General features: G+C 43.6%; 15 protein-coding genes and 2 pseudogenes. 3 read left to right on the top strand and 14 right to left on the bottom strand.

Annotated elements, in window-relative coordinates; genetic code table 11:
• Positions 1–43: 43 nt before the first annotated feature.
• Complete coding sequence (locus R7Q39_RS10395; protein ID WP_318076055.1) at positions 44–1192, bottom strand: D-alanyl-D-alanine carboxypeptidase family protein; 1149 nt, start codon at positions 1190–1192, stop codon at positions 44–46.
• A 1182-nt stretch (positions 1193–2374) separates the two neighbouring features.
• A complete protein-coding gene (gene yghU / locus R7Q39_RS10390; RefSeq protein WP_318076051.1) occupies positions 2375–3232 on the bottom strand; it encodes a glutathione-dependent disulfide-bond oxidoreductase in 858 nt (285 codons plus the stop codon).
• A 253-nt stretch (positions 3233–3485) separates the two neighbouring features.
• Here yghU and R7Q39_RS10385 point away from each other — a divergent pair.
• A pseudogene (locus tag R7Q39_RS10385) lies at positions 3486–3596 on the top strand (dihydrofolate reductase); the annotation flags it as partial.
• Between the two features lie 126 nt (positions 3597–3722).
• On the opposite strand, the gene R7Q39_RS10380 reads toward R7Q39_RS10385, so the two are convergent.
• The 3 genes from R7Q39_RS10380 to R7Q39_RS10370 form a co-directional block, all read right to left on the bottom strand.
• On the bottom strand, positions 3723–5177 hold the full coding sequence (locus R7Q39_RS10380) for a sucrose-6-phosphate hydrolase (RefSeq protein ID WP_258671778.1): 1455 nt from the start codon (positions 5175–5177) through the stop codon (positions 3723–3725).
• A 31-nt stretch (positions 5178–5208) separates the two neighbouring features.
• Complete coding sequence (locus tag R7Q39_RS10375) at positions 5209–6132, bottom strand: aminoimidazole riboside kinase (RefSeq protein ID WP_258494066.1); 924 nt, start codon at positions 6130–6132, stop codon at positions 5209–5211.
• Positions 6133–6297: 165 nt separating this feature from the next.
• Positions 6298–7737, bottom strand: coding sequence for a sucrose-specific PTS transporter subunit IIBC (locus tag R7Q39_RS10370; RefSeq protein WP_017819848.1), 1440 nt, complete (start codon positions 7735–7737; stop codon positions 6298–6300).
• 235 nt (positions 7738–7972) lie between these two features.
• Between R7Q39_RS10370 and R7Q39_RS10365 the strand changes: the two genes are divergently transcribed.
• Entirely contained in the window at positions 7973–8959 is a 987-nt protein-coding gene (locus R7Q39_RS10365) for a LacI family DNA-binding transcriptional regulator (RefSeq protein ID WP_017819847.1), read from the top strand.
• Positions 8960–9022: 63 nt separating this feature from the next.
• Here R7Q39_RS10365 and R7Q39_RS10360 read toward each other — a convergent pair whose 3' ends face one another.
• The 5 genes and pseudogenes from R7Q39_RS10360 to R7Q39_RS10340 all read right to left on the bottom strand — a co-directional run.
• Entirely contained in the window at positions 9023–10396 is a 1374-nt protein-coding gene (locus R7Q39_RS10360; protein ID WP_171346107.1) for a carbohydrate porin, read from the bottom strand.
• A 730-nt stretch (positions 10397–11126) separates the two neighbouring features.
• Complete coding sequence (locus R7Q39_RS10355) at positions 11127–12005, bottom strand: alpha/beta hydrolase (protein WP_017819845.1); 879 nt, start codon at positions 12003–12005, stop codon at positions 11127–11129.
• 32 nt (positions 12006–12037) lie between these two features.
• On the bottom strand, positions 12038–13981 hold the full coding sequence (locus R7Q39_RS10350; protein WP_033906196.1) for a TonB-dependent receptor domain-containing protein: 1944 nt from the start codon (positions 13979–13981) through the stop codon (positions 12038–12040).
• A 151-nt stretch (positions 13982–14132) separates the two neighbouring features.
• The gene (locus R7Q39_RS10345) at positions 14133–15086 is read right to left on the bottom strand and encodes a LysR family transcriptional regulator (RefSeq protein ID WP_318076050.1); all 954 of its coding nucleotides are present in this window, start codon (positions 15084–15086) and stop codon (positions 14133–14135) included.
• Between the two features lie 196 nt (positions 15087–15282).
• Positions 15283–15606: pseudogene (locus R7Q39_RS10340) on the bottom strand (IS1-like element transposase); the annotation flags it as partial.
• A gap of 394 nt (positions 15607–16000) precedes the next feature.
• On the opposite strand from R7Q39_RS10340, the gene R7Q39_RS10335 reads away from it, so the two are divergent.
• Complete coding sequence (locus R7Q39_RS10335) at positions 16001–17605, top strand: S8 family peptidase (protein ID WP_318076049.1); 1605 nt, start codon at positions 16001–16003, stop codon at positions 17603–17605.
• Positions 17606–17866: 261 nt separating this feature from the next.
• Here the strand turns inward: R7Q39_RS10335 and fabG are convergent, their stop codons facing one another.
• From fabG to R7Q39_RS10315, 4 genes are all read right to left on the bottom strand, one after another.
• A complete protein-coding gene (fabG, locus tag R7Q39_RS10330) occupies positions 17867–18586 on the bottom strand; it encodes a 3-oxoacyl-ACP reductase FabG (RefSeq protein ID WP_017633598.1) in 720 nt (239 codons plus the stop codon).
• A gap of 299 nt (positions 18587–18885) precedes the next feature.
• The gene (locus R7Q39_RS10325; RefSeq protein WP_318076048.1) at positions 18886–19680 is read right to left on the bottom strand and encodes a metal ABC transporter permease; all 795 of its coding nucleotides are present in this window, start codon (positions 19678–19680) and stop codon (positions 18886–18888) included.
• Between the two features lie 3 nt (positions 19681–19683).
• Positions 19684–20610, bottom strand: coding sequence for a metal ABC transporter solute-binding protein, Zn/Mn family (locus R7Q39_RS10320; RefSeq protein ID WP_171342629.1), 927 nt, complete (start codon positions 20608–20610; stop codon positions 19684–19686).
• Positions 20600–21742, bottom strand: a complete 1143-nt coding sequence (locus tag R7Q39_RS10315) for a hypothetical protein (protein ID WP_171345897.1) — start codon at positions 21740–21742, stop codon at positions 20600–20602. Before R7Q39_RS10315 ends, R7Q39_RS10320 begins: the two co-directional genes overlap by 11 nt.
• Positions 21743–21867: the final 125 nt, after the last annotated feature.

Below are 21867 nucleotides of genomic sequence, written 5' to 3'. Positions count from 1 at the left end.
CATGAGTAGTTTTACAGGCAAAGCCGAAACGGATGATAACCACCTACTGAAGTAGGTGGTTTAGGGCTGAAAATAAACTGCCTTCCTCCACGGACTCCAATGCAACGAGCTCGGCTTCATTTACGACCTTACCTTCAACTTTGTAAAGCACTTTACCAACCACTTGTTGCTCAGAAATTGGCGCAACTAAATCACCGTTGTATTCAACTTCCGCTTGCAGATTTTTTACATCTCCTTTTGGCAAAGTGAGATAAACATCGTTAGCTACGCCGACAGTAAGCTCGTCTTTTTCGCCCATCCAAACTCGAGCTTTCGCAAGTTCCGCACCCGCCTCAGTCGGCATTACCGTATCGTAAAAGCGGAAGCCATAACTCAACAGCTGCTTGCTTTCTGATTCACGAACATTCTCACTCTTCGCTCCCATCACTAATGCAATCAAACGCATATCACCTTGTGTTGCAGAAGTCGCTAGACTATAACCCGCGCCGCTTGTATAACCAGTTTTCATGCCATCGACATTCATACTACGATCACGAAGCAAGCCATTACGGTTGTATTGAGTGATGCCATTGTAAGTAAACGAGGTTTCGCTATACAGCGGATAGATATCAGGTAAGTCACGAATAATCGCTTGGCCCAACTTGGCAATATCATAAGGTGTCGAATATAAACCGTCACTGTCTAGGCCGTGAGGGTTGGTGAATGCCGTGTTAGACAATTCAAGCTTGGCGGCCCAACTATTCATCAAACTCACAAACCCTGATTCACTTCCCGCAACATGCTCAGCAATAGCGACACTGGCATCGTTACCAGATTGAACAATCAGACCACGGTATAAGTCAGACAAAGAAACGGAAGTATTGACTTCAATAAACATTTTTGAAGAATCTGGGAAATTTTTTGCCCAAGCATTTCTGCTGATGACAACCTCATCATTCAACGTAATATTGCCTGTATTAATTTCTTGACCAGCTACATAAGCAGTCATCAACTTCGTTAAACTCGCAGGGTTTAAACGTTTGTGGGCATCACGTTCAACCAGTACTTTCCCCGTATGGAAGTCCATCAAAACATAACCACGAGCACTGAGTTCTGGCGCATTTGGCACAACTGAAGGCGCAGCATAAGCCAACGAGGATACAGCAGCGAACCCTGTAATTAACACTGTGTGTAATATAGTACTTTTTCTCATCATGACATCTTATCTTAGTAGCATTTAAGGCTTACAAACGGTACCCGAATGAATTCAAAGCGCGGGATTACCTAGTTAAAAAACGAGTATATTGAAACGGCGCTCAGTTACAGCCACCTTGTTACGATTGGTTACTTTTACTCAATGTTTGTCGAAAATAATGAGAGGTAGGTAGAGCTTTCGTCTTGAAGAATGAAACAGGAGCGAAAATAATTCCGTAACGCTATGTTTTTGAGAGGGGAGAAAAAGCGCGCAAGTCAATTCAGGGAGTAAGTTGGTATAGGAAAAGTAGTTGAGCTTTTATCCATATCTAAATAGGAAACAACAAAAACAACCAACAATAAGTCCAGTTAATTACTTACCAAGAAAACATATTGAAAACGCATCATAAAATCGTAATTAATTATCGATAAATTTAAAAACCTCAGATTATAATTTATGTAAATTTCATTTATTATTAAATCGGAGAAAAATACAGCTTTCCTTTCTTAAAACTAAGAGACGATTTTTTCGATGTTTTTAGGTTTATCTCATCAGAGAACTTGGTATAACAGTGAGGGATAAGGCATCCGGACTTAGCGCGAAAGGATAACCCACTGTTATTTAAGTTCACACGCTGCTTTTTAATGACTAGAGACTTTAAACTGCGGTTACCTTCGGTTTGTGCGGCTATTCTTTGACGTATCCCAACCCAGTACGACTCAAACGACGACATCATACATATCCTCTTTCATGATATAAGCATTAATAATTAAACATCGCTAAAAGCTAAGCTTGTCATAAATAAAAGTATTAGAAATTAATTTTATTTCATCAAAAAAAATCAACCCGCATATTCCACACAAATTTAGTGGTTATGTCAAATATTAATTATCATTAATTTTATTTATAATGGATATAAAATCAGTTTATAATTTTTAAATAATTTAATTATTATAAAGCAGTATAACCAGTCCATATTTAACATGGAAATATGAGCTTTGTTTTGCATCATAATATATAAATACATTAAAGATTAATCTACGAACTAAATGCTCTTCAAGAGGTGATATAAATTAGCATTTCGAGACTAAATGAGAATAAAAATAGCGCACCGTATATGGTGCGCTATAGATTTGATTAAGGTCACTGTATAAGCATAGATAAAACTAAACTCATTTGACGTAGCTAGGCCAAGATTGCTTATGGTTTAAGTTTCAATACTTTATCAATATCTTCTGCGCTGTGGCGCTCAGGTAACAGCTCCCATTCTTCACCCCATGAACGGTTCACAATTCGACCACGTTTTACCGCTTCACGCTCATCAATTACTTTTGCCCAACGCACAACGTTTTTGTAGCTTTCTACGTCTAAGAATTCAGCCGCATCGTAAGCACGACCCAACACAAGGTTGCCGTACCATGGCCATGTTGCGATATCAGCGATGCTGTACTCATCGCCACCTAGGAATTCATTGTTCGCAAGACGCTTGTCTAATACATCTAACTGACGTTTTGCTTCCATTGTAAAGCGGTTGATTGGGTACTCGAACTTCTCTGGTGCGTACGCGTAGAAGTGACCAAAACCACCGCCTAGGTATGGCGCAGAACCTTGCAGCCAGAATAACCAGTTCATTACCTCAGCACGCTTAGCGCCTTCTTTTGGTAAGAAATGATCAAATTTCTCTGCTAGATAAAACAAGATGTTGCCAGATTCAAACACGTTCACTGGCTCAGAACCCGAACGGTCAACCAATGCCGGAATTTTTGAGTTTGGGTTAACAGCTACAAAGCCAGAGCCAAACTGCTCACCATCGCCAATCTTAATCAGGTACGCATCGTATTCTGCTGCCGTTACGCCTGCCGCTAAAAGCTCTTCAAACATGATCGTCACTTTCTGACCATTTGGGGTACCCATTGAGTAAAGTTGGAATGGGTGCTCACCAACTGGAAGCTCTTGCTCATGACGTGCGCCAGAATCCGGACGGTTGATGCTCGCCCACTGACCGCCGTTTTCATTATCGTTTGTCCAAACTTTTGGTGGAATGTATTCGTTAGCCATTGTTTTCCCTTATTGTGTTTGAATGCATCTTCAAACTGACGGGTCTTACGCGCCAGCAAGCATTATTAACATCACCTCTTCGCCAACTGCGATTAGGCATACTCAAGATATTAGGTCGAATTCGCTAAATAAAAGTCCTGCAATCTCTTTTAGTTAGAACCTTTGGTTATGGGATTTTCTTTCACGCTATAAGTAAAAACGTCACGGTAATGTGAACTAGGTTCGAGATGCCAACGATGAGTAAGCTACACTCGGCGGCGCACCTCTATTTGGGGATTTAGAACAACCGCTAAACTTCAAAGTCACCAAGAGTGAAGTTGTTTTGGATACTTTAGTTCAAACGACCTACGTGCGTGAAAGATAATCTACCTAGGTATTTTGAACAAAAAACGCCCTTCATGGAGATATGAAGGGCGTTTTTGATGCTTACTGAGGAGCTGTTATATCAAAAGGCTCGTATATCAAAAGGTACTCCGCTTGATATGACCAATTATAAAGATGACTCAAACAAGCCTGTAATACCTTTCAAAGGGAAAAGCCTTGCTTGCTCCAACCCTTTCAACGTTACCGTATTGAGGTCATCAATAAAGAAACGACTGGTCATCGTATGTTTGCCGCCATTAATGAAAATCTCGATGACAGAATTGTCGATATACATCTCAACCGTCTGCTTAGCATCCAATCTTGGTGCTTTTCGAATGCCGCCAAATTCTTCTGCGTACAAATGAGACATGTGACGACGGTCCAGCATAAACTCGTGCTCTGTCGCACTAAAGACGATGTTGTCACCTTTGAGGTTACTCAGCTCAAGCTCAAAGCCATCGCCCACAAGGTCTAATTGGATCAAACAACTGGTGCTTTCCAATATATGGGATTGTGCAAAGACCACCTCTTCTTTTCTTAAACTTTTCAGCTCAGGGAGCGGAGTTTGAATAAGAAAACCATCTTTCAACGTTAGTTCTCTAGGAAGAGACAACATTCCTGCCCACTGGTGTGTGACCGATGGCGTGTCGATTTCTGGCAACCCTATCCATGCAATAAGAATGCGACGCCCATTCTCATCTAAATAGGTTTGTGGGGCGTAGAAATCAAACCCATAATCTGGCTGTAAAATATCTTGGTGGTTTTCGAAAGTCATCGACTCTAGGTTCAACTGATCACCCACGATATACGCGACAGAATAGATGTTTTTGAAATCATAAGGATTACTACTGCTCACGCCCTGTGGAGAAAACAGCATCACCGATTGACCATTAATCTCAAAGAAATCAGGACACTCCCACATGTACCCAAGGTCAGAGAACTTGGTCTTGATAGGACCTTTATGCTGCCACGTTTTCAAATCTTTGCTTTGATAGAGCGCCATAGAACCATGCTCGGTTTTGGTTTGAGCACCCACTACCATCAAATAGTCGTCGCCTTTCTTCCAAACTTTTGGGTCACGAAAGTGCTCCGTGTAATGTTCGTTTTCAATGACTACACCGTGCTTTTCAATGCTGCCGTCTGAATCCATGGTGGCAAAACACTGTGTTGGGATTCGATTCCAGTTTTGGTCACGCTTGTTTCCAGTAAAAAACAGCAAAGCCTTGTTGTTTTCCACCAAAGCGCCACCCGAATAAACGCCATGTGAATCGTAGTCTTGGTCGGGATGAAGACCCACGCCATGATCAGTAAAATGGATGAAGTCTTTAGTAGAAAGGTGATACCAATACTTCATTCCATGAACTGGTCCCACAGGCGTCCACTGGTAAAAGATGTGGTGCTCACCATTGAAATAGCACAACCCATTTGGGTCATTTAACAGCCCAAATCTAGGGGCGATATGAAAACTAGGAAAGCCTTTATCTTGCTGACGTAAAAGTGTCATTTCTTCGATATTACACTGAGGGATTTGCTCAAGTCGGCGATATCTTTGCTCTACAGTCCAACGGTTGTTTAAGCTCATAATTTTTCTCAACTGAAATTGGATCTGGAGATCATTGCCCAATAAATTGCAGCAATTCTGTCTGGGTCGGAAGCGCAGTCATTGCGCCTTTTTGCGTCGTCGCTAATGCACCACAGCCATTTGCCCATTGAATCGCAGAGCTAACAACAGGATGATTTTTCCAATCGTCATGCTGAGACAGACATGCCAGTAGCCCTCCGACAAAAGCATCACCCGCACCTGTGGTATCAATCGGACTAACGACTTGACCTGTGATCAGCTCACTCTGACTTTCAAAGACGTGCCAAACACCTTTCGCACCTTGTGTCACCAAGACCAAAGCAATATTCAAAGCAGCTATTTGTTGTAAACCTTGTGCCATCGATGTTGAGTCAGTTAAGAACAAAAGCTCTTCTTCAGAGAACTTAACCACATCAGCCATCGCTACTGCCTTCATTACGACAGCTTGGATTTCTGATTGATCTTGCCACACTTCATCACGCAGGTTAGGGTCAAAGCTAATGAAACCACCAGCGGCTTTTGCTCTTTTGATCGCCTCAAATGTGCTGCTTCTACTTGGCTCATTTGCAAGTGAAATCGAGCAAACATGCAGCCAGTCACCTTGCTTAAAGTTTGGGATATCTTCAACAGACATAAACTGATCAGCGCTCGGTTTTACCATAAACGTAAAGCTGCGCTCACCTTGATCGTCTAAATCCACCACCACTGTTGATGTTCTTTGCTCAGGATCTTTAACGAGAAACTCCGTGCACACGCCCTCTTGATCCAGCGTTGATTTCATAAAGCGACCAAATGGGTCATCACCTACACGTCCAAAAAACGCACTATTACCAGATAGACGAGCAATTGCTACGGCGACATTCGCTGGTGCACCACCGGGACATTTGAGTAAAGAAGTCTCAGATTCCGGTATTAGATCGACAACAGCATCACCAGTTACCCACACTTGATTCATCTTGCTTACCTTGAAATTAAAGCCCTGATAGTCCAACGTGTTGAACACCTTCACTACCAAGTAAAAATTGAAAAAGGCTAGCCAAGCCATTAGTGCTTGGCTAGCACCCCAAACATTTAGGAAAAGAAGTGGATTTTGGGGGACTCCACCCTTAAGGAGTTCAGATTAAGCCGCTGCTTTTCTACCAACTTTAGCGCGGTCACGCATACCAAGAACAATGGTGAGAACAAATGCGGTCAAGAACGCGATCACCATACCCGCGATGTAGTATCCAATCTTCTCTGGCGTAATAGAAATGATGCCTGGAAGACCTGCTGCACCCAATGCCTGAGCTTTCACATTAAACATTGTAATGAACGCGCTCGATAACGCCGCAGCGCAAACTGCCGCAATAAATGGGTAACGTAGTTTTAGATTAACACCAAACATGGCTGGCTCTGTAATACCCAGCAAACCCGTAACACCCGATGGAATCGCAATACCTTTCATCTTCTTATCTTTGCTCATCACGCCCACCGCCAACGCTGCCGCTCCTTGAGAAACGTTAGACATCGCCGCAATAGGAAAGATAAAGGTGCCGCCCGTCGTCGCAATATCCGCAAGAAGTTGAGTTTCAATCGCAATGAAGCTGTGATGCATACCAGTAATAACAAACGGAGCATAAATAAGACCAAATACCGCACCACCAACAAAGCCAGCAGTGTTGTATAGCCAGTTCAGACCATCACCCAATAGGAAACCGATATCACGCGTGAACGGACCGACGACAGTAAACGTCAGCAAACCCGCTATGAAAATCGCCAGTAATGGCGTTAAAAGGTTGTCTAAAACAGAAGGTATGACTTTACGTAAGCCTAGCTCAACCTTCGCAAGAATGAATGCCGATACCAAAACCGGTAACACCGAACCTTGGTAACCCACTTTTTGGATTTCAAAGCCAAGAATATTCCAAACCGGAATGTTGCCAGACACAGATGCGCCGCCGAATCCCCAACCATTCAGCAAGTCAGGGTGAACCATCAACATACCTAGCGCCGCCCCTAAATATGGGTTACCGCCAAACTTCTTACTGGCTGAAAATGCCAGCAGAATAGGCAGGTAAACAAACGGCGCGTTCGCAAACGTGTTGATCATGTTCGCCAAGTCTGTCAGTCCTGGGTTGGCATCAATCAAAGATTTGCCATCAATGAACAAGCCTTGAGCAGTCAATAGGTTATAGATACCCATCAACAAACCACCAGCGACGATTGCGGGAATGATTGGGACGAAAATATCAGACAGCCCTTTCACCGCGCGCTGAACAATGTTTTGTTTCTCTGCGCCAGCAGACGCAACGTCGTTGGTGGACATTTCACTCATCCCCGTCAACTTCGCCATTTCTGCATAAACTTGGTTTACGATGCCTGATCCAAAAATGATTTGGTACTGACCCGCAACTTTGAACTGCCCTTTTACTCCTTCAAGGTTATCAATCGCTTGTTCATCTATTTTTTGCTCATCTGCAACGGCAAGGCGTAAGCGTGTCGCACAATGCGCAAGTGCGGTGATGTTGCTTTTACCACCTAATAGAGTTAACAACTCTTTTGCTACTGCCGGATAATTCATTTCATACCCCATTGGATTATTATCTGAGCTTGCGAAATTTTCGGGAACGTTTGCAAAACAGATTTTTGCTCAATAAAACCAAATGATCAAAGATAAAGCAGAGAGAATGTGAGAATGATCGTCAAATTCTCTCCCTAAGAGCAGTATAGGAGGTTAGAATCGCTACTTATCAAAGAGCTTTTCATCTTCTCTTTGCAAACAATCCCAAAAACGAAAAACAGAATGGATAGGAACAATGGCGAGTCTGCATGATGTCGCCCGTCTGGCTGGCGTATCAAAATCAACAGTGTCACGGGTTATAAACGATGAGTATGGCGTAAAAGAAGCGACAAAACAGAAGGTCCGCCAAGCAGTAGCGGAGTGTGGCTATGTGCCGAACCAAGTCGCTAAAGATCTAAAATCTCAAAAGACCAATCTGGTTGGTGTCATTGTTCCTCGGGTTTCCTCTCATGCCACATCCCAAGGTGTCGATGGATTAACCGATGTCCTTGAAAAAGCCGGGAAACATGTCTTACTTGCTAGCACTCACCAAGCCCACGAAAAAGAACTGGAGTACATTCAGATCTTTAACCAAAAACGGGTTGAAGGGATCATTCTTTACGCCACCCACCTCGATTCCAAACTGGTAAAAGCAATTCAAAACTCAGCCGTTCCAGTTGTGCTCGTCGGTCAAGATGGTTCCATGTTTAATATTCCAAGCATCATTCATGATGACGCACGAGTAGGGTTTGAAGCGGGAAATAGACTGGTTGCAAAAGGTTGCCAAACCATGGGTTTTATTGGTGTGCAAGGTGACGATATCGCGGTAGATAAGCAACGCTCTGAAGGATTTGTTCAAGCGCTACAGCATCATGGTTTTGAGATCGCCTTCCATGCTCGTGGTGACTTTACCATCGATTCTGGCTATTCATTGGCAAAACAACACTTAACAAAGAACCCTAAGCTAGATGGCTTGTTCTGTGCGACAGACCGTATTGCTATCGGTGCGATGAGAGCGATTCAAGAGCTCGGGTTAACACCGGGTAAAGACGTTTTAGTGCTAGGCGTTGGTGATGATGAGCTCGCATCAGTGTGCACCCCAACCTTATCAACATTTAACTATGCATTTGATAAAGCAGGGGAAAATGGTGCGAAACTGTTACTAGATAGAATTGCCAACAGAAGTTTTGAAATGAGTAAGATGGTACTAACCTTCAAAACTATTGAGCGTCAGTCCTGTTAATGAAAAAGCGCCAACTGAAATCAGTTGGCGCTTTTCTTATTACTCTTTGTAGGTTAGGTCCCTTTAGAACCAAGTTTCCATTTGCAGTGCAAACAGAACTTCACCACCATCACCCATCGTTGCAGCACCCGCATCCTGGCTAATCGAGTAGCCATTCAAGTCTTCGCTCCAATCAACGTAGCTAACTGCAAAACGTAGCTCCGGACGGTCAAAGAAACCTGCAGCGGTAGACATCTTAAGCGTTGGTGCAATTGTCGCTTTGTAAAAACTGCCACTTGCTTTATCAATCGCATTGTCTAGGTCCATGTATTGGTATGAGCCTTCATAAACCATCTCAAAGTTCTGCGTAAACTCTTGCGCTAAGCGGATGTTGAACGATGCCCACGTAAATTCATCATTTTTAGCAAAGCGATCTTGGCTGTGTTCTGCTAGCAACGCAGGTGCTACACGCCAGTTGTCGCCGATGCGTGTTACACCATAGCTAAACAAGCGTACGGCTTTTGCGTCTTCTAACAAATCTCCGTTTGAACCGATGCCTTTAAGTTCCGCACCCAATCCATCACCCATCAAAATACCAGTTTTAGAAAAGCCTTCACTCATGCCAAAGAAGGTATCGCCATGGTAGGCAAACATCGCATGTAAACCTTTGTCCGCTGCGCCTTCTACGCGATCATTGTTATCAGCTGACGTCATGCTGCTCAGCATCAATTGCCAATTACCGAAGCGGTTGTTCATTGTCGCGATATAGTTTTCAACATCCGTTGACGAGCTATCAATCTCACCAAAATCACGACCATAGATCGAGAAGTTTGCTTTCCATGATTCGCTCATTTGGACGTCATACACACCAGCACCAGTGCCAGATAAGAAAACAATATCCGAGTCAAAGAAGTGAATGTCAAAGTTATCACGGTCAAATCGTTTACCAGCCCAAAACGTCGCGTCAGCAAACGCACTTGATTCAGAGAACATGCTCAACTTGTTTAGCTCAGCATATACCTGACGAACGTTTAATTGACTCTCACTCGCTGTCCATTCGTTATTGGTTTCCGTACTATCTGCCAACATGATTCGGAACAATGAGCTGGAACCATCATCTGCAAAGCGTTTGTGAATAAGGTTTGCTTCCACATAATGATCATCCTCAACCCCTAATCGTCCAATTGGCGCGCCAATAGCACCAGCTGCCGTCATGTAAGGACCAGTACCCACTGCACCATTCAGATCATCATTAATGAGCAGCCCGGAACGAGCGTAGCCATGAAACTCAAAGCTTGAGGCTTTCTCATTTGCTTCTGTGGATGCTTTTTCTGTCTGCTCAAGTCTCTGTTCTAATTCATTAATTCGCTTTTCAAGAGCGTCAACATCTGTTGCTGCGAATACAGGTGCAGTAACCAGTCCAAGCGCTACTGCCATCGTCAAAGTGTGTAGTTTCATTTCCATAGTCTCACGTAAATTTATACTTAGGCATATTGCAAACGTTCCCAAGAAAAATCGCAAACTTATGGTGACTTTAAATGTCCATCTAAAGCCTGAATTTCAGAGCGCTCGTACTCAGAGCGTCTCTACTACTTATATCAATGAGGGCGATAATATATAAACTTTTCGGGAACGTTACCGCAAAGAGGTGATTTTGTTACTTCTATCACGTTCAATTGTGTTACTTACAGAAAAATCATTAACCAGCGCACATTTGAATTAATTGTTAGCGCTAGAGGAAGTAGTTTGAAGGTGATAGGCTACAAAGAAGGGGTTTAGTGTTCATTTGAGAGAATAGTGCTCACTCGCTTCCCTATGCTACTTGATGGTAACTCATCTCTATTTGTTGATGAAAAGTAGCAGCTAAGGTTGAACGTAACTAGGAGCGAAGCGGATCTCGATACCTCATTTCAAACAACTTGAAAGGCTGTTAACGCCCTTAACTTTCGTGAAGAGCGCTTTGTTATTCTAATTCAAGCTAACGAAACACTTTTTTGGACAGAAGTACGTTAGAATACATACCCTAAAGTAGTCATAGATTTATTCAACCACTGCCTGAAAATGAGCCAGCCGCTCCCATTAATCAGAATGATAAAATGCCCAATAGAGATACATGAAAAAGCCAACTGTAATCACAGTTGGCTCAGTATTTCCCCTTGAACTTTTAAGCCTTATATTGACTAGAGCGTTAGTTCGGAAAGTGTTTATTTAAGAAGTCCAAAACATGAGTAACGTACTTCTCGGTATCAAAGACAGGTGCACTGTGTCCTACACCTTCTTCAATGAAAAGTTGGTTGGTAACTCCATGCTCATCAAGCTTAGCCTTAAGTATCTCACTTTGAGATAGAGGCACTCGCTTATCCAAGGTGCCGTGTAACTGTATATATGGTGGAGTATTTTCATTCACATAACTCGTCGTTGATGCTTTCTTGGCAAGCTTTGGAATATTGTTTGGAATATCTCCTAAGAAACGAGATACAGACGATTTTTTGCTGGTTTTCTTGCCACCTTTATTACTTAACTCAAGTAAATCGGTAGGGCCAAAAAAGCTTACTACGGCTGAGACCTTGTACTTTGGTGGCTCATAGAAATCTACTTGGTTGTATGCCGAGTTAGTCGCACCAATAAAGCCAGCGAGGTGCCCGCCAGCAGAGCGTCCCATTATCACAACATTGTCCGCTTTAATACCGAGCTTTTCAGCATTGTCGTACAAATAGTTCAGTGCATCATTAATGTCTTGTACTGGTTGAGGAAAGATCGCTTCTCCACTTAAACGATAATCAACTGAAGCTAGCGCATAACCTTCATTCAACACAGACTGAAGTAATAATGGGTTCTTTTCTGGGATGGCGTCTTTGCTCCCACGTTTCCATGCACCACCATGTACCCAGACTAATAACGGGTACTGAGTATTTGATTCAACCGAAGGAGTATAAAGATCGAGTTTAATCTCTCTTTCACCTACAGTTTTGAACAAGATATCCTTCTCTACATTGAACTCCCCAGCCAAACAGACAAAGGGCATAAGTAGCAGAGAGGTCATCGCAGACTTAATTTTCGTATTCATTGTTTTGTTATTCGCTTAAAAAAGTAAGTAGATTAGAAAGTCGCTTCAGCAGCTAACCAGTAGCGTCGGCCATCTTCAATGTAGCCAAACTCTTCCTCTGTGATTTGCTCATCGAACAAGTTATAAACCGCTGCCATTAACTTCACATTCTTAGTTACACGCCAGTTCACACCGAGATCCACGTAAGTAATAGAAGGTGCCAACGTTCTTGTGCTATCACTAGTGATGTTGTTTTTCTCTTTGCCTTGATAGTTCATGCGGGCCCATGAAGCAACATCATCACGCACTGCCCAATCACCATTAAGTGAGAAGATATGTTCAGGTGCTTGTACAAGAGGCAAGCCATCATCATCGTCATTAGTGTTCTTTTCACTACGAGTATACGAGTAGGTTGCACTTAGTGTAATTGACTCTGTAATACCCTTAGATACGGAACTTTCTGCACCATAGCTGTTCGCATCATCAATGTTGACGTAAGTGCGGTCGCAACTTCTGCTATCAGTACACGTCGGATCGACAAACTCACTTTCGATCTTGTCTTTGAAGTCGCTGTAAAACAAAGTAATGTTTGCAGAAAGGTCTCGCTCATTAACGTAATACAGTCCCATCTCTGTATTGATGGAGGTTTCTGCTGTTAAGTCTGGATTACCGTAAATAGAACAACGCCCTCTACAGCTCTCTTGAACCCACTCTTCGTCCATTTGTGTCAAACTAGGTGCTCGATAACCCGTAGACACACCACCTTTTAGCGTCCAACTAGGGTCAATAGACCAGACCCCGTAAGCTCTTGGGCTAAATTGCCCGTCAAAGATCTCATTGTCGTCGTAACGTAAACCAAGGGTGAGAGCGAATGTATCCGTGAGATACCACTCGTCCTCAGCAAATACTGCCCATTGCTTGTTTTTAGAGGTCAATGACAGTTTATTATCAGTCAGATCCTTTTGCTCGAAAGATGCGCCCAGTGTTAAGTAGTGAGCATTAAGAGGCAGACCCCATTGCGTATTAATTTGACTATTCTCGACTTCTTTATCTGCACCGATATTTTTTACTGTTTCATTACTGATAAATGAAGAACTTGTACCCCAAGAGTAGTTTCCGTCGTGGCTAAAACCAATAGATTGGCGTTCATATTCTCGTACTGCAACTTGAGACTCTCGCTCCACTGATTTACCTAGAGTGGTCTCTCGCTCTTGGTTATGATTGGTGAACTCCAGAGTAAAAGTGTCATCCGAGGTAGGTGTGAGGTACAAAGAAGCTCGATAGTTGTCGAGTGTCTTACCTGCATAACCACCTTCAATTTCATCTTCTTTTCTTTCCTGATACAGTCCAGTCAAAGAAGTACTCAACAGACCATCAATGACAGGGCCAGCAAGGTAAAGCTGCCCTTGATAGCTATTTCCAGATTTTGAATTTTCTTGAAGCGTCGTTTCTGCACGCAAGCTTCCGTGCCACTCTTGATAATTTTTACGCGTAATAATATTAATCACACCCCCCAAAGCATCAGACCCATAAAGGGTTGACATAGGGCCACGTACAACTTCAATACGTTCAATTGCACTCAACGGGGGAAGCCAGTCTTGTTCAGTAAACGTACTACCATTAGTTTGAGTTTCTCGACCAGACTGCTTCCTGCCATCAACAAGAATGGCCGTATATTGAGCAGGCATACCTCGAATTGAGATATCTTGGCCATCACCACCTCCTGTAACGGTTACCCCAGGTATATCACTTAAAGCATCAGTCAAATCTTTATATGAGCGATTTTCAAGTTGCTCTCGGGTGAGAACACTTATTGTTGCTGGCGCTTCTGTGACATTCTGTTCGTAACCAGAGGCTGTAACCACTACGGTTTCCATTGCTGTTGTATTGATACCAGTCTCAGGTAACTGGTCATTTGCAACAACGACCATAGGTACAGTAATACAAGCAGAAACAACTGATGTAGAAAATAGAGAGTATGTGAAAAGAGGCTTCATATTGAATAGGCTTAAAATGTAATTGCATTTAATAATTATTATCAATTAAACCTGATTATCATAATCACTGACAAGTTAATCACTATCGAGAAAAGAGAATATCACTATCCAATATACGAATAGTTAACCACGAATTACCCGATATAAGCATTTAAGCTAAAGTATCGGTTCCAACATAGAGCTGTTTAAAGATCTCTCGTACCCATTCACACATAGGATCATCGTTAAAGCGTTTGTGCCAATATAGGAAGACTTGTTGAAAGTCCAACTGTAGCTCGGCAGGTACTTCTCGAACGATCAAGCGAGGGTCTTGACAAGCTGCCTCTGCAAAAGGTGTCGGTAGATGAAATATAATCTCAGTCTCCGCAGCGATACTTGGAGCAGAACTAAAGTTATTCAGTTGCACTGGCGCTGATAAACGCTTTTTTTTGTTCGCTAACCCTAGCTCTTGGTATTTATGCTCAAACGACAATCGCTTCTCACCCTGCAAAGAGACTTGTCCAAAGTCAAATTCGGCCAAACGCTCTGGAGTTAGCTCTAAATCGGCCAGTGGATGATAGCGGCTCATAAGCAAACGGAAAGTACGCTTAGCAACAACCATTCGATAGATATTTTGCTCAGAGCTTGGCGGTTGATGAGAGGAAAGTGCGAAATGAACATCTCCAGCCACCAACGCATCAAAATGACGTTTTGGTGCTGAGTCCAAACTGACCTTAAGGTTTGGAGCCTCTTGCCGAATCTTAGCGATAACCTTAGGCATTAAGGTATTAATCTGAGGAAGAAGGCCGTAAACCTTAACGGTGCTTGATACAGTGCTCGGATCAAACGAGTCTCTATGGGCAAGTTTTTCTAAACTGGTAATCACATTATTGATGTCTTGCCTTACTGACTCTGCTTTTGGAGTCAGTTCATAGCCGTATTTCTTGCGCACCAGTAATTCGTCATTAAAGAAAACTCTCATTTTTTGCAGTGCTCGACTTACCGCAGACTGGCTCATATTTAAAGCCATAGCGGTGTTAGATACATGCTTCTCTTCGAGCAAGTGCTTTAAAACAAAGAGCAAATTCAGATCAATTTGAGATAAGTTCACGTCAATACCACCCATCAAGCTTCCAGTAGGTGGTATAGTACATAAATCTCTAGAGTTTGTGGTAAGTGTTTTCGATACTACAAGGCACTATTGAAACACAAGTCTGGTAGCAGGACAGTTTCCGTGCTAACACGAAAAGGGGCAAAAGTGTGTTTCAGTTCTTAAATGGGGAAGTGTTTTCCTCATATACCTCAACCAATACAGCTAGCCTTTCAAGTTTACAAATTAGTCTTATATTTGCTTTATCGAAAGGCATTGAGGTTACTTACCTTGGCGAGATTTTTTAAAGTACTCAATACTGTGTTGTATACGACATTCAACACTTGTACTGTTTCCCTAACGCCAGAGCTATTCATTGACATATCAACAGTTTTTTCTTTTACATCTGGCTTGCGGGCTTCGTAAACGTAATCGAGTTAAAGCTCTTTCGACACTCGATACATCTGGAGCGAGGAGAGCCAGAATGCCCTTTTCCATGTTCACGAACGGGCTCTGTTTTATTACAGAAACGATATTGAACTTGGATAGTAACCATGAGTTAAAAACATCAGAAATCAGGTGGCTATATTAACATCTATCAACCGATTTGAGTTATGACCAATAAAAGGATAGTTAGGTTTTTATTGCGTAAATTATCGGTAAGATGAAGTCATATAACAGGCAATATTTCAGGTGTGTAGAATTATTCTATTTTAGGGATTTTGCTCTAAGTCTAAATGAATCTTTGCATTTCAATTTCAATAAAGCTTGGTTATTGATCATGTTTCTGAGTATGCGAATTATTATCAGTTATGCATATGATTGCTCATTGTCTAGTTTGACTTGTGTAACGTCACTTCAGCACGCACTACGCTGATTGTCTGTGTTTTCGTGTTGACAGTTTGGTACTAGGTAAAAATCAACAAGACTATGATTTCGAGGAACATTTTATGTTAAAGAAACTACTAAGTTGTTGTATCACCTCCGCACTCTGTTTTCATTCTTCTCTCGCTTTTTCGCAACCCAATGAGATTGGGGACAGTGCAGAGTTACAACAAGCTCCGGACATATTACCAGCCACATTAATGCTCGCACCGGACGAGATCGCCATTGCAGATCGCTACATAGTGGTATTTCAACAACCGCAAATGATGGCGAGCAACTCAACGGAATTCGAGCAATTCACGCAACAATCCGTAGACCGCATGTCTGGTTTGTATTCGGTAAAAGTGGAGTCGGTTTTTGACCACTCGATAAGTGGATTTGTCGCTAACTTGAGTCCTGAGCAACTAAAAGATCTGCGTTCTGATCCTCGTGTGGACTACATTGAGCAAGACAGAATCCTATCGCTTGACCCAATAGTCTCGGCAGACGCAAATCAAACCAATGCCATTTGGGGACTAGACCGAATCGACCAACGAAACTTGCCACTCGATAACAACTACAGTGCCAACTTTGATGGGACTGGGGTAACGGCTTATGTCATCGATACTGGTGTGAATAACGCGCATGTTGAGTTCGGTGGTCGCTCAGTTTCAGGGTATGACTTTGTCGATAACGATGCAGATGCAAGTGACTGTAATGGACACGGCACACACGTAGCGGGCACCATTGGCGGCAGCTTGTATGGTGTTGCGAAAAACGTCAACCTTGTCGGCGTGAGAGTATTGAGCTGTACCGGATCGGGTTCTACTTCTGGTGTTATTGCCGGTGTGGACTGGGTGGCTGCGAACGCTTCCGGACCTTCAGTCGCCAACATGAGTTTAGGCGGCGGTCAATCCGTCGCTCTGGATAGTGCGGTGCAAAGTGCGGTTCAGTCAGGTGTCAGCTTTATGCTAGCAGCAGGTAACTCCAACGCCGATGCGTGTAACTATTCTCCAGCACGCGTTGCTTCCGGAGTAACTGTCGGATCGACCACTAGCACGGATGCACGTTCGAGTTTTTCAAACTGGGGCAGTTGTGTGGATGTATTTGCGCCAGGTTCACAAATCAAATCTGCATGGTATGACGGTGGCTACAAAACCATTAGTGGCACTTCGATGGCGACGCCACATGTGGCGGGTGTAGCAGCATTGTATCTTCAAGAAAACAGTTCACTGTCTCCAAGCCAAGTAGAGGCCTTGATCGTTAGCCGCGCAACTAGCGGAAAAGTGACGGACACAAGAGGCAGCGTGAACAAGCTACTTTATAGCTTAACGGATGCAGATTGTGGCCAAGACTGCGGTGGCCCAGACCCAACACCGGACCCAGAAGGCAAATTAACCTCGGGCGTGCCAGTAAGTGGTTTAAGTGGTTCAACTGGTCAAGTAGCGTATTACTATGTTGATTTAGAAGCTGGGCAGCGCTTAACCGTACAAATGTATGGTGGCAGTGGCGATGCGGATTTGTATCTCCGTTTTGGAGCAAAACCAGCACTGAATGCATGGGACTGCCGACCTTTCAAATACGGTAACAATGAAACATGTACGGTCAGTGCGACGCAAAGTGGACGTTATCACGTCATGATTCAAGGTTACTCAAACTATAGCGGTGTCAGCATTCAAGCGAGCTACTAGTTATTTTTCTCGTTATTAGAAGAGAACAAAGCCCGCTTTTCGGTGGGCTTTTCTTTTGGGAATACTGTGCTTTAGGGAATGCAGTGTTTAAGAGGAGACGCTATTCAAACGTATTGGCCTTTTGCTTCAAAAACTCAACTCGAAGCGGCATCGAAGCTTTCTATTAGTAGTTAGTAGTACTCACATAAGTCGGGTTCCTCAAACAAAAACGCCCTTCATATAAGTAAAGGGCGTTTGTTATTTGACGTTTTGATTAGCGAGCTATAACACCAGCCCACCGTCAATCTTGAGCACTTGGCCTGTGATGTAGGCGCTCTTATCTGAGGTTAGGAAAGAGACGCCATTGGCAATATCTTGAACTGAGCCCATGCGCCCTAATGGGGTTTTGCCTTCCATCATTTGAATGACTTTCTCTGGCAGGTTCTTGGTCATGTCGGTGGCGATAAAGCCTGGCGCGACACAGTTGACGCGTATCTGTGCACCCTTTCTTGAAAGTTCTTTCGCCCAGCCTTTGCTCATTGAGATGACGCCGCCTTTACTTGCGCCGTAGTTGCTCTGGCCGATATTACCATCCGTTCCCACTATAGAAGAAATGCTAACAATACTGCCTGTGCCCTGCTCTAGCATGACAGGAGCAACACGTTGGGTGAGTAAGAACACCGCTTTTAGGTTCACGTCGATCACGCTGTCCCAGTCTTGCTCTAACATATCTGGCAACAATGCATCTCGAGTGATGCCCGCGTTGTTAACCAGAGCATCGATTCTTCCGTGCTGCTCTACAACACTTTCTACTACTTCACTTACGGCTTCGGCATCACACAAGTTGACTTGATAACTGCTTAGCTGCGCCGACTGACTCCATTCCACGGGCGATATGTCTAGCCCGATTACGTGGAATCCATCCTCCAGTAATTGTTCACAAATCGCTTGGCCAATACCACGAGCCGCACCAGTGACTACTGCTACTTTTTCCGGTTTCATCTTGGTCTTCCTTAAATGTTGAGATTACAAATTCGCTTGTATCCCTAGCGTTTTTGTTTTTATGCCTAGTCGCGTTACAGCTGCGCTTCTCATACGCAGGGTCTTTTATATCTTATAAAAACTATAGAAACAGTGTGGGAGTCGGATGTGAACTAATCAAGGCAACTTGATGACTATGGCAAGATCAACGTAAGAAAGTGTGTTGGAAGGCGCAAAGTTACACGATTGGAGGGCTTGGATAGAAAAGTATTGGTCTGATTAATCAAATACTACTTCATCAGACCAATATTACTTGTCTCTTAATCTCTTACAAAAGCTGGTTTTGTTATTTTCACCAGAAAAGGCTGAAGCAAGAGATTAAACAACATGCCAGCAATAAACAGGGTGATCACAATACTCGCACCACTCGGTAAGTCATAGCGAGCCGATGCGGCAATACCCGATAAGATCCCAACAATACCAATGCTGATACTGGCGACAAAGAATCGAGTTCCCTTCAATGCTGCCGCACATAAAGCTGGAATCACCAACAAAGCAAATTCTAAATAAATGCCGGTTAACTTGACCGTAATGGGCATCAGAATAGCAAAGATCAGATAAAAACCACTACCGTGCATAAACGCAGGTTTTAACCAAACCAATAGCAACATCGCAGCGGTAATGAGTGCCAAAGGCCAGACGTCTGCCCAAGTCGCCCATAACAGTTGCCCATTAAGAATGCCTTGAATAAAGTCTCCGCCGTGTGGGTCTTTGCTCACCAGCAGGATTGCCAGCGATGCAGACACGACAAACAAGCTGCCAATCATGGGCTCTAAATGCTGCTGGTATCGTTTCTCCATAAGGGCGATCAAACCGCAAAGCATCAAAGACATCACCCAAGGGCCAATCATTTCGCCAAAGAATGAGCCTGAGAACAGCGCGTATTGGCTCAACCAGTAGTGGCTAAGTGCTGCCCCCAATGCCGCGACTTGCGCCACCGCCAAATCTATAAAGATGATCTGACGATTAAGAACTTGTTGCCCCAGAACGATGTTGCCAACTAACGCAATTAAACCACACAAAACCGCAGGTAAAAGCCATGCATAATCAGCCATGGCTCAGATCTTCACAGGAACGGGCGGCACTAACACATCCAGTAAATCATCAATGACTTGATCGTACATCTCATCCAAGTTTTCACCCTCAGAAACGGTCAATGGCAGTTGAATCACAGGTTTGTCAGTATGATCTTGCAACCAGTTCGCTGGACGCTGATCCTGATGAGAGGAGTAAACAATCGCATCAAAACTGTCAGCATCTAACTTGGTAAGTGATTGCAGGTGAGATGTGGTCGGTGAAATGCCCGGTTTAGGTTCGAGATCGGCAATCTGCTTCATTCCGAGCCAATCGTACAAATAACGATACGTCGCGTGATAACCGACAACTTGCTTACCCTTTAAAGCAGCCCCTTTCTCATTCCATTCTTTAAGCTTTTTACGCCAATGAGCACGAAACTTCATACCATTCACTTGGTAACTTTGTGCGTTGTCGGGATCAATCGCTTTTAGGCGATCCGTGACTTTACGAGATAATGGAATCATGTCATTTGCCGCAAATTGAACATGTGGGTTACCGTGAGCGTGTATATCTCCCATGCTACGGTCAACGTGAGCATGAGTATCTAACATGCGCACGAAGTCCGTCGCGTAGATCATGCTCGGCGCACCATTTTGCACCGCCGCATTGCTGCTACGAACTTGCAGCATAGGTAACCACCCCACTTCTAGTTCTGCACCCGAGCACATTGCCATGTCCGCTTGGCGCATCTTCGCAATCAAAGAAGGACGAGCTTGTACGTAATGTGGGTCTTGCTTAGCCGTTGTCGCTGAATAAATACTGGCATCTGGCGCGTGGCTTTCAAGAAAGGCTTTCCATTCTGGCTCACAAACGAAAATGTTTAGAGCCAAAGCAGGCGAAGAGATGATGGCAGCTCCTGCTGCCATCATCACCAAACTGCATTTATTCAATGTCAGCTTAGAACGCATGAGCACCGTGCGCTCCAAATGTCATCACGTATTGCAGAGTGAACACGTTGTCTGTCTCGCTGTCTTGGTTATCAATGCGAGTGTATTGCGCACGGATAGTACCGAAATGAGAAGAATCCCATGCGATCATCGCATCCATTTCTTTATCATTCAGCTCAGTGAAATGCATGTGGTCGCCGTGTGCATGACCATCGTAGCTTTCTGCTTCGCCGTAACGTAGACCTGCTGACCAGCTTGGGTTGAAGCGATAAACACCCGAAACATAGTAAGCGCTTAAGTTGTCTGGTGACTCTGCATCGTTTTTATATTTGCTGTCTACCACACCGTCTAACAGCATGTATTCAGCCGATAGCGTGAAGTTGCTGTATTTGTAATTACCGTCTGGTGCCCATTTCCAAACAAAATCAGCACCGTAAAGGTTCGCACCTGTCACTGCTGCGCCATGATGGTGATCGTGCTCATGCTCTTCTTCATGACCGTGGTCGTGATCTTCGAATTCTTTAACCTTGCCGTTTTCGTTACGCAGGTAACTTAAACCAAACTGCCAACTTGAAGATTCGGAGAAGTCACTACCAAGCTTCAGCGTCGTGGTGTACACGCCAACTTCAGAACCATCTTCAACAGAAGACATTTTGCTACCACTGAGCGCTTCTACACCAAGTTTTACGTAAAGGTCGGTTGGCAACACGATGTTTGCACGTACACCATCATCGTAGTAGTGCGAGCCAAGGAAAGTACGATAAGCAATTGGACGCTCAACAAAGCTATCGGTGTGCATGTGTTGGTTATTCAGGTAACCAAAGTCAGATAGGAATCGGCCAGCGCGCACATTTACACCATATGGCAATGCCAAAGTTTCGATGAATGCCTCTTCAAGCTCTAATTCTGTATCATCACCATGACTTTCAAGAACCGCGGTCAATGCGCCGTAAAACTTGTCGTCGATATTTGATGAGAAGTTTAATTCCGTATGGCCTAGACCAAAGCCTTCTTCGCGCTCAGAATTATGACGTTGGCCATCTTGGTAGTAGCCATCAACAACAACACCAATCTGTGGGTTCGATAGTGTGTCGGCAAAAACAGGGGATGCAAAAATGCTACCGATCACGAGAGACACCAATTTCTTATTCACTACTTTTTCCTTTTTGTTATGTTATAACATTTAATTTTTCGATGTTATAATATAACAATTCTCATTACACAAGCGGAAATTTAAATTAGGCTCCGATTTCATGTTCGTACTCAATCCATGAATTG

This window comes from Vibrio sp. 947 (assembly GCF_033339115.1).
In the GTDB taxonomy this organism is placed as follows: Bacteria; Pseudomonadota; Gammaproteobacteria; order Enterobacterales; family Vibrionaceae; genus Vibrio; species Vibrio alginolyticus.
Note: the sequence above shows the minus strand (reverse complement) of the source record. Positions and strands in the feature narration are given on the sequence as shown.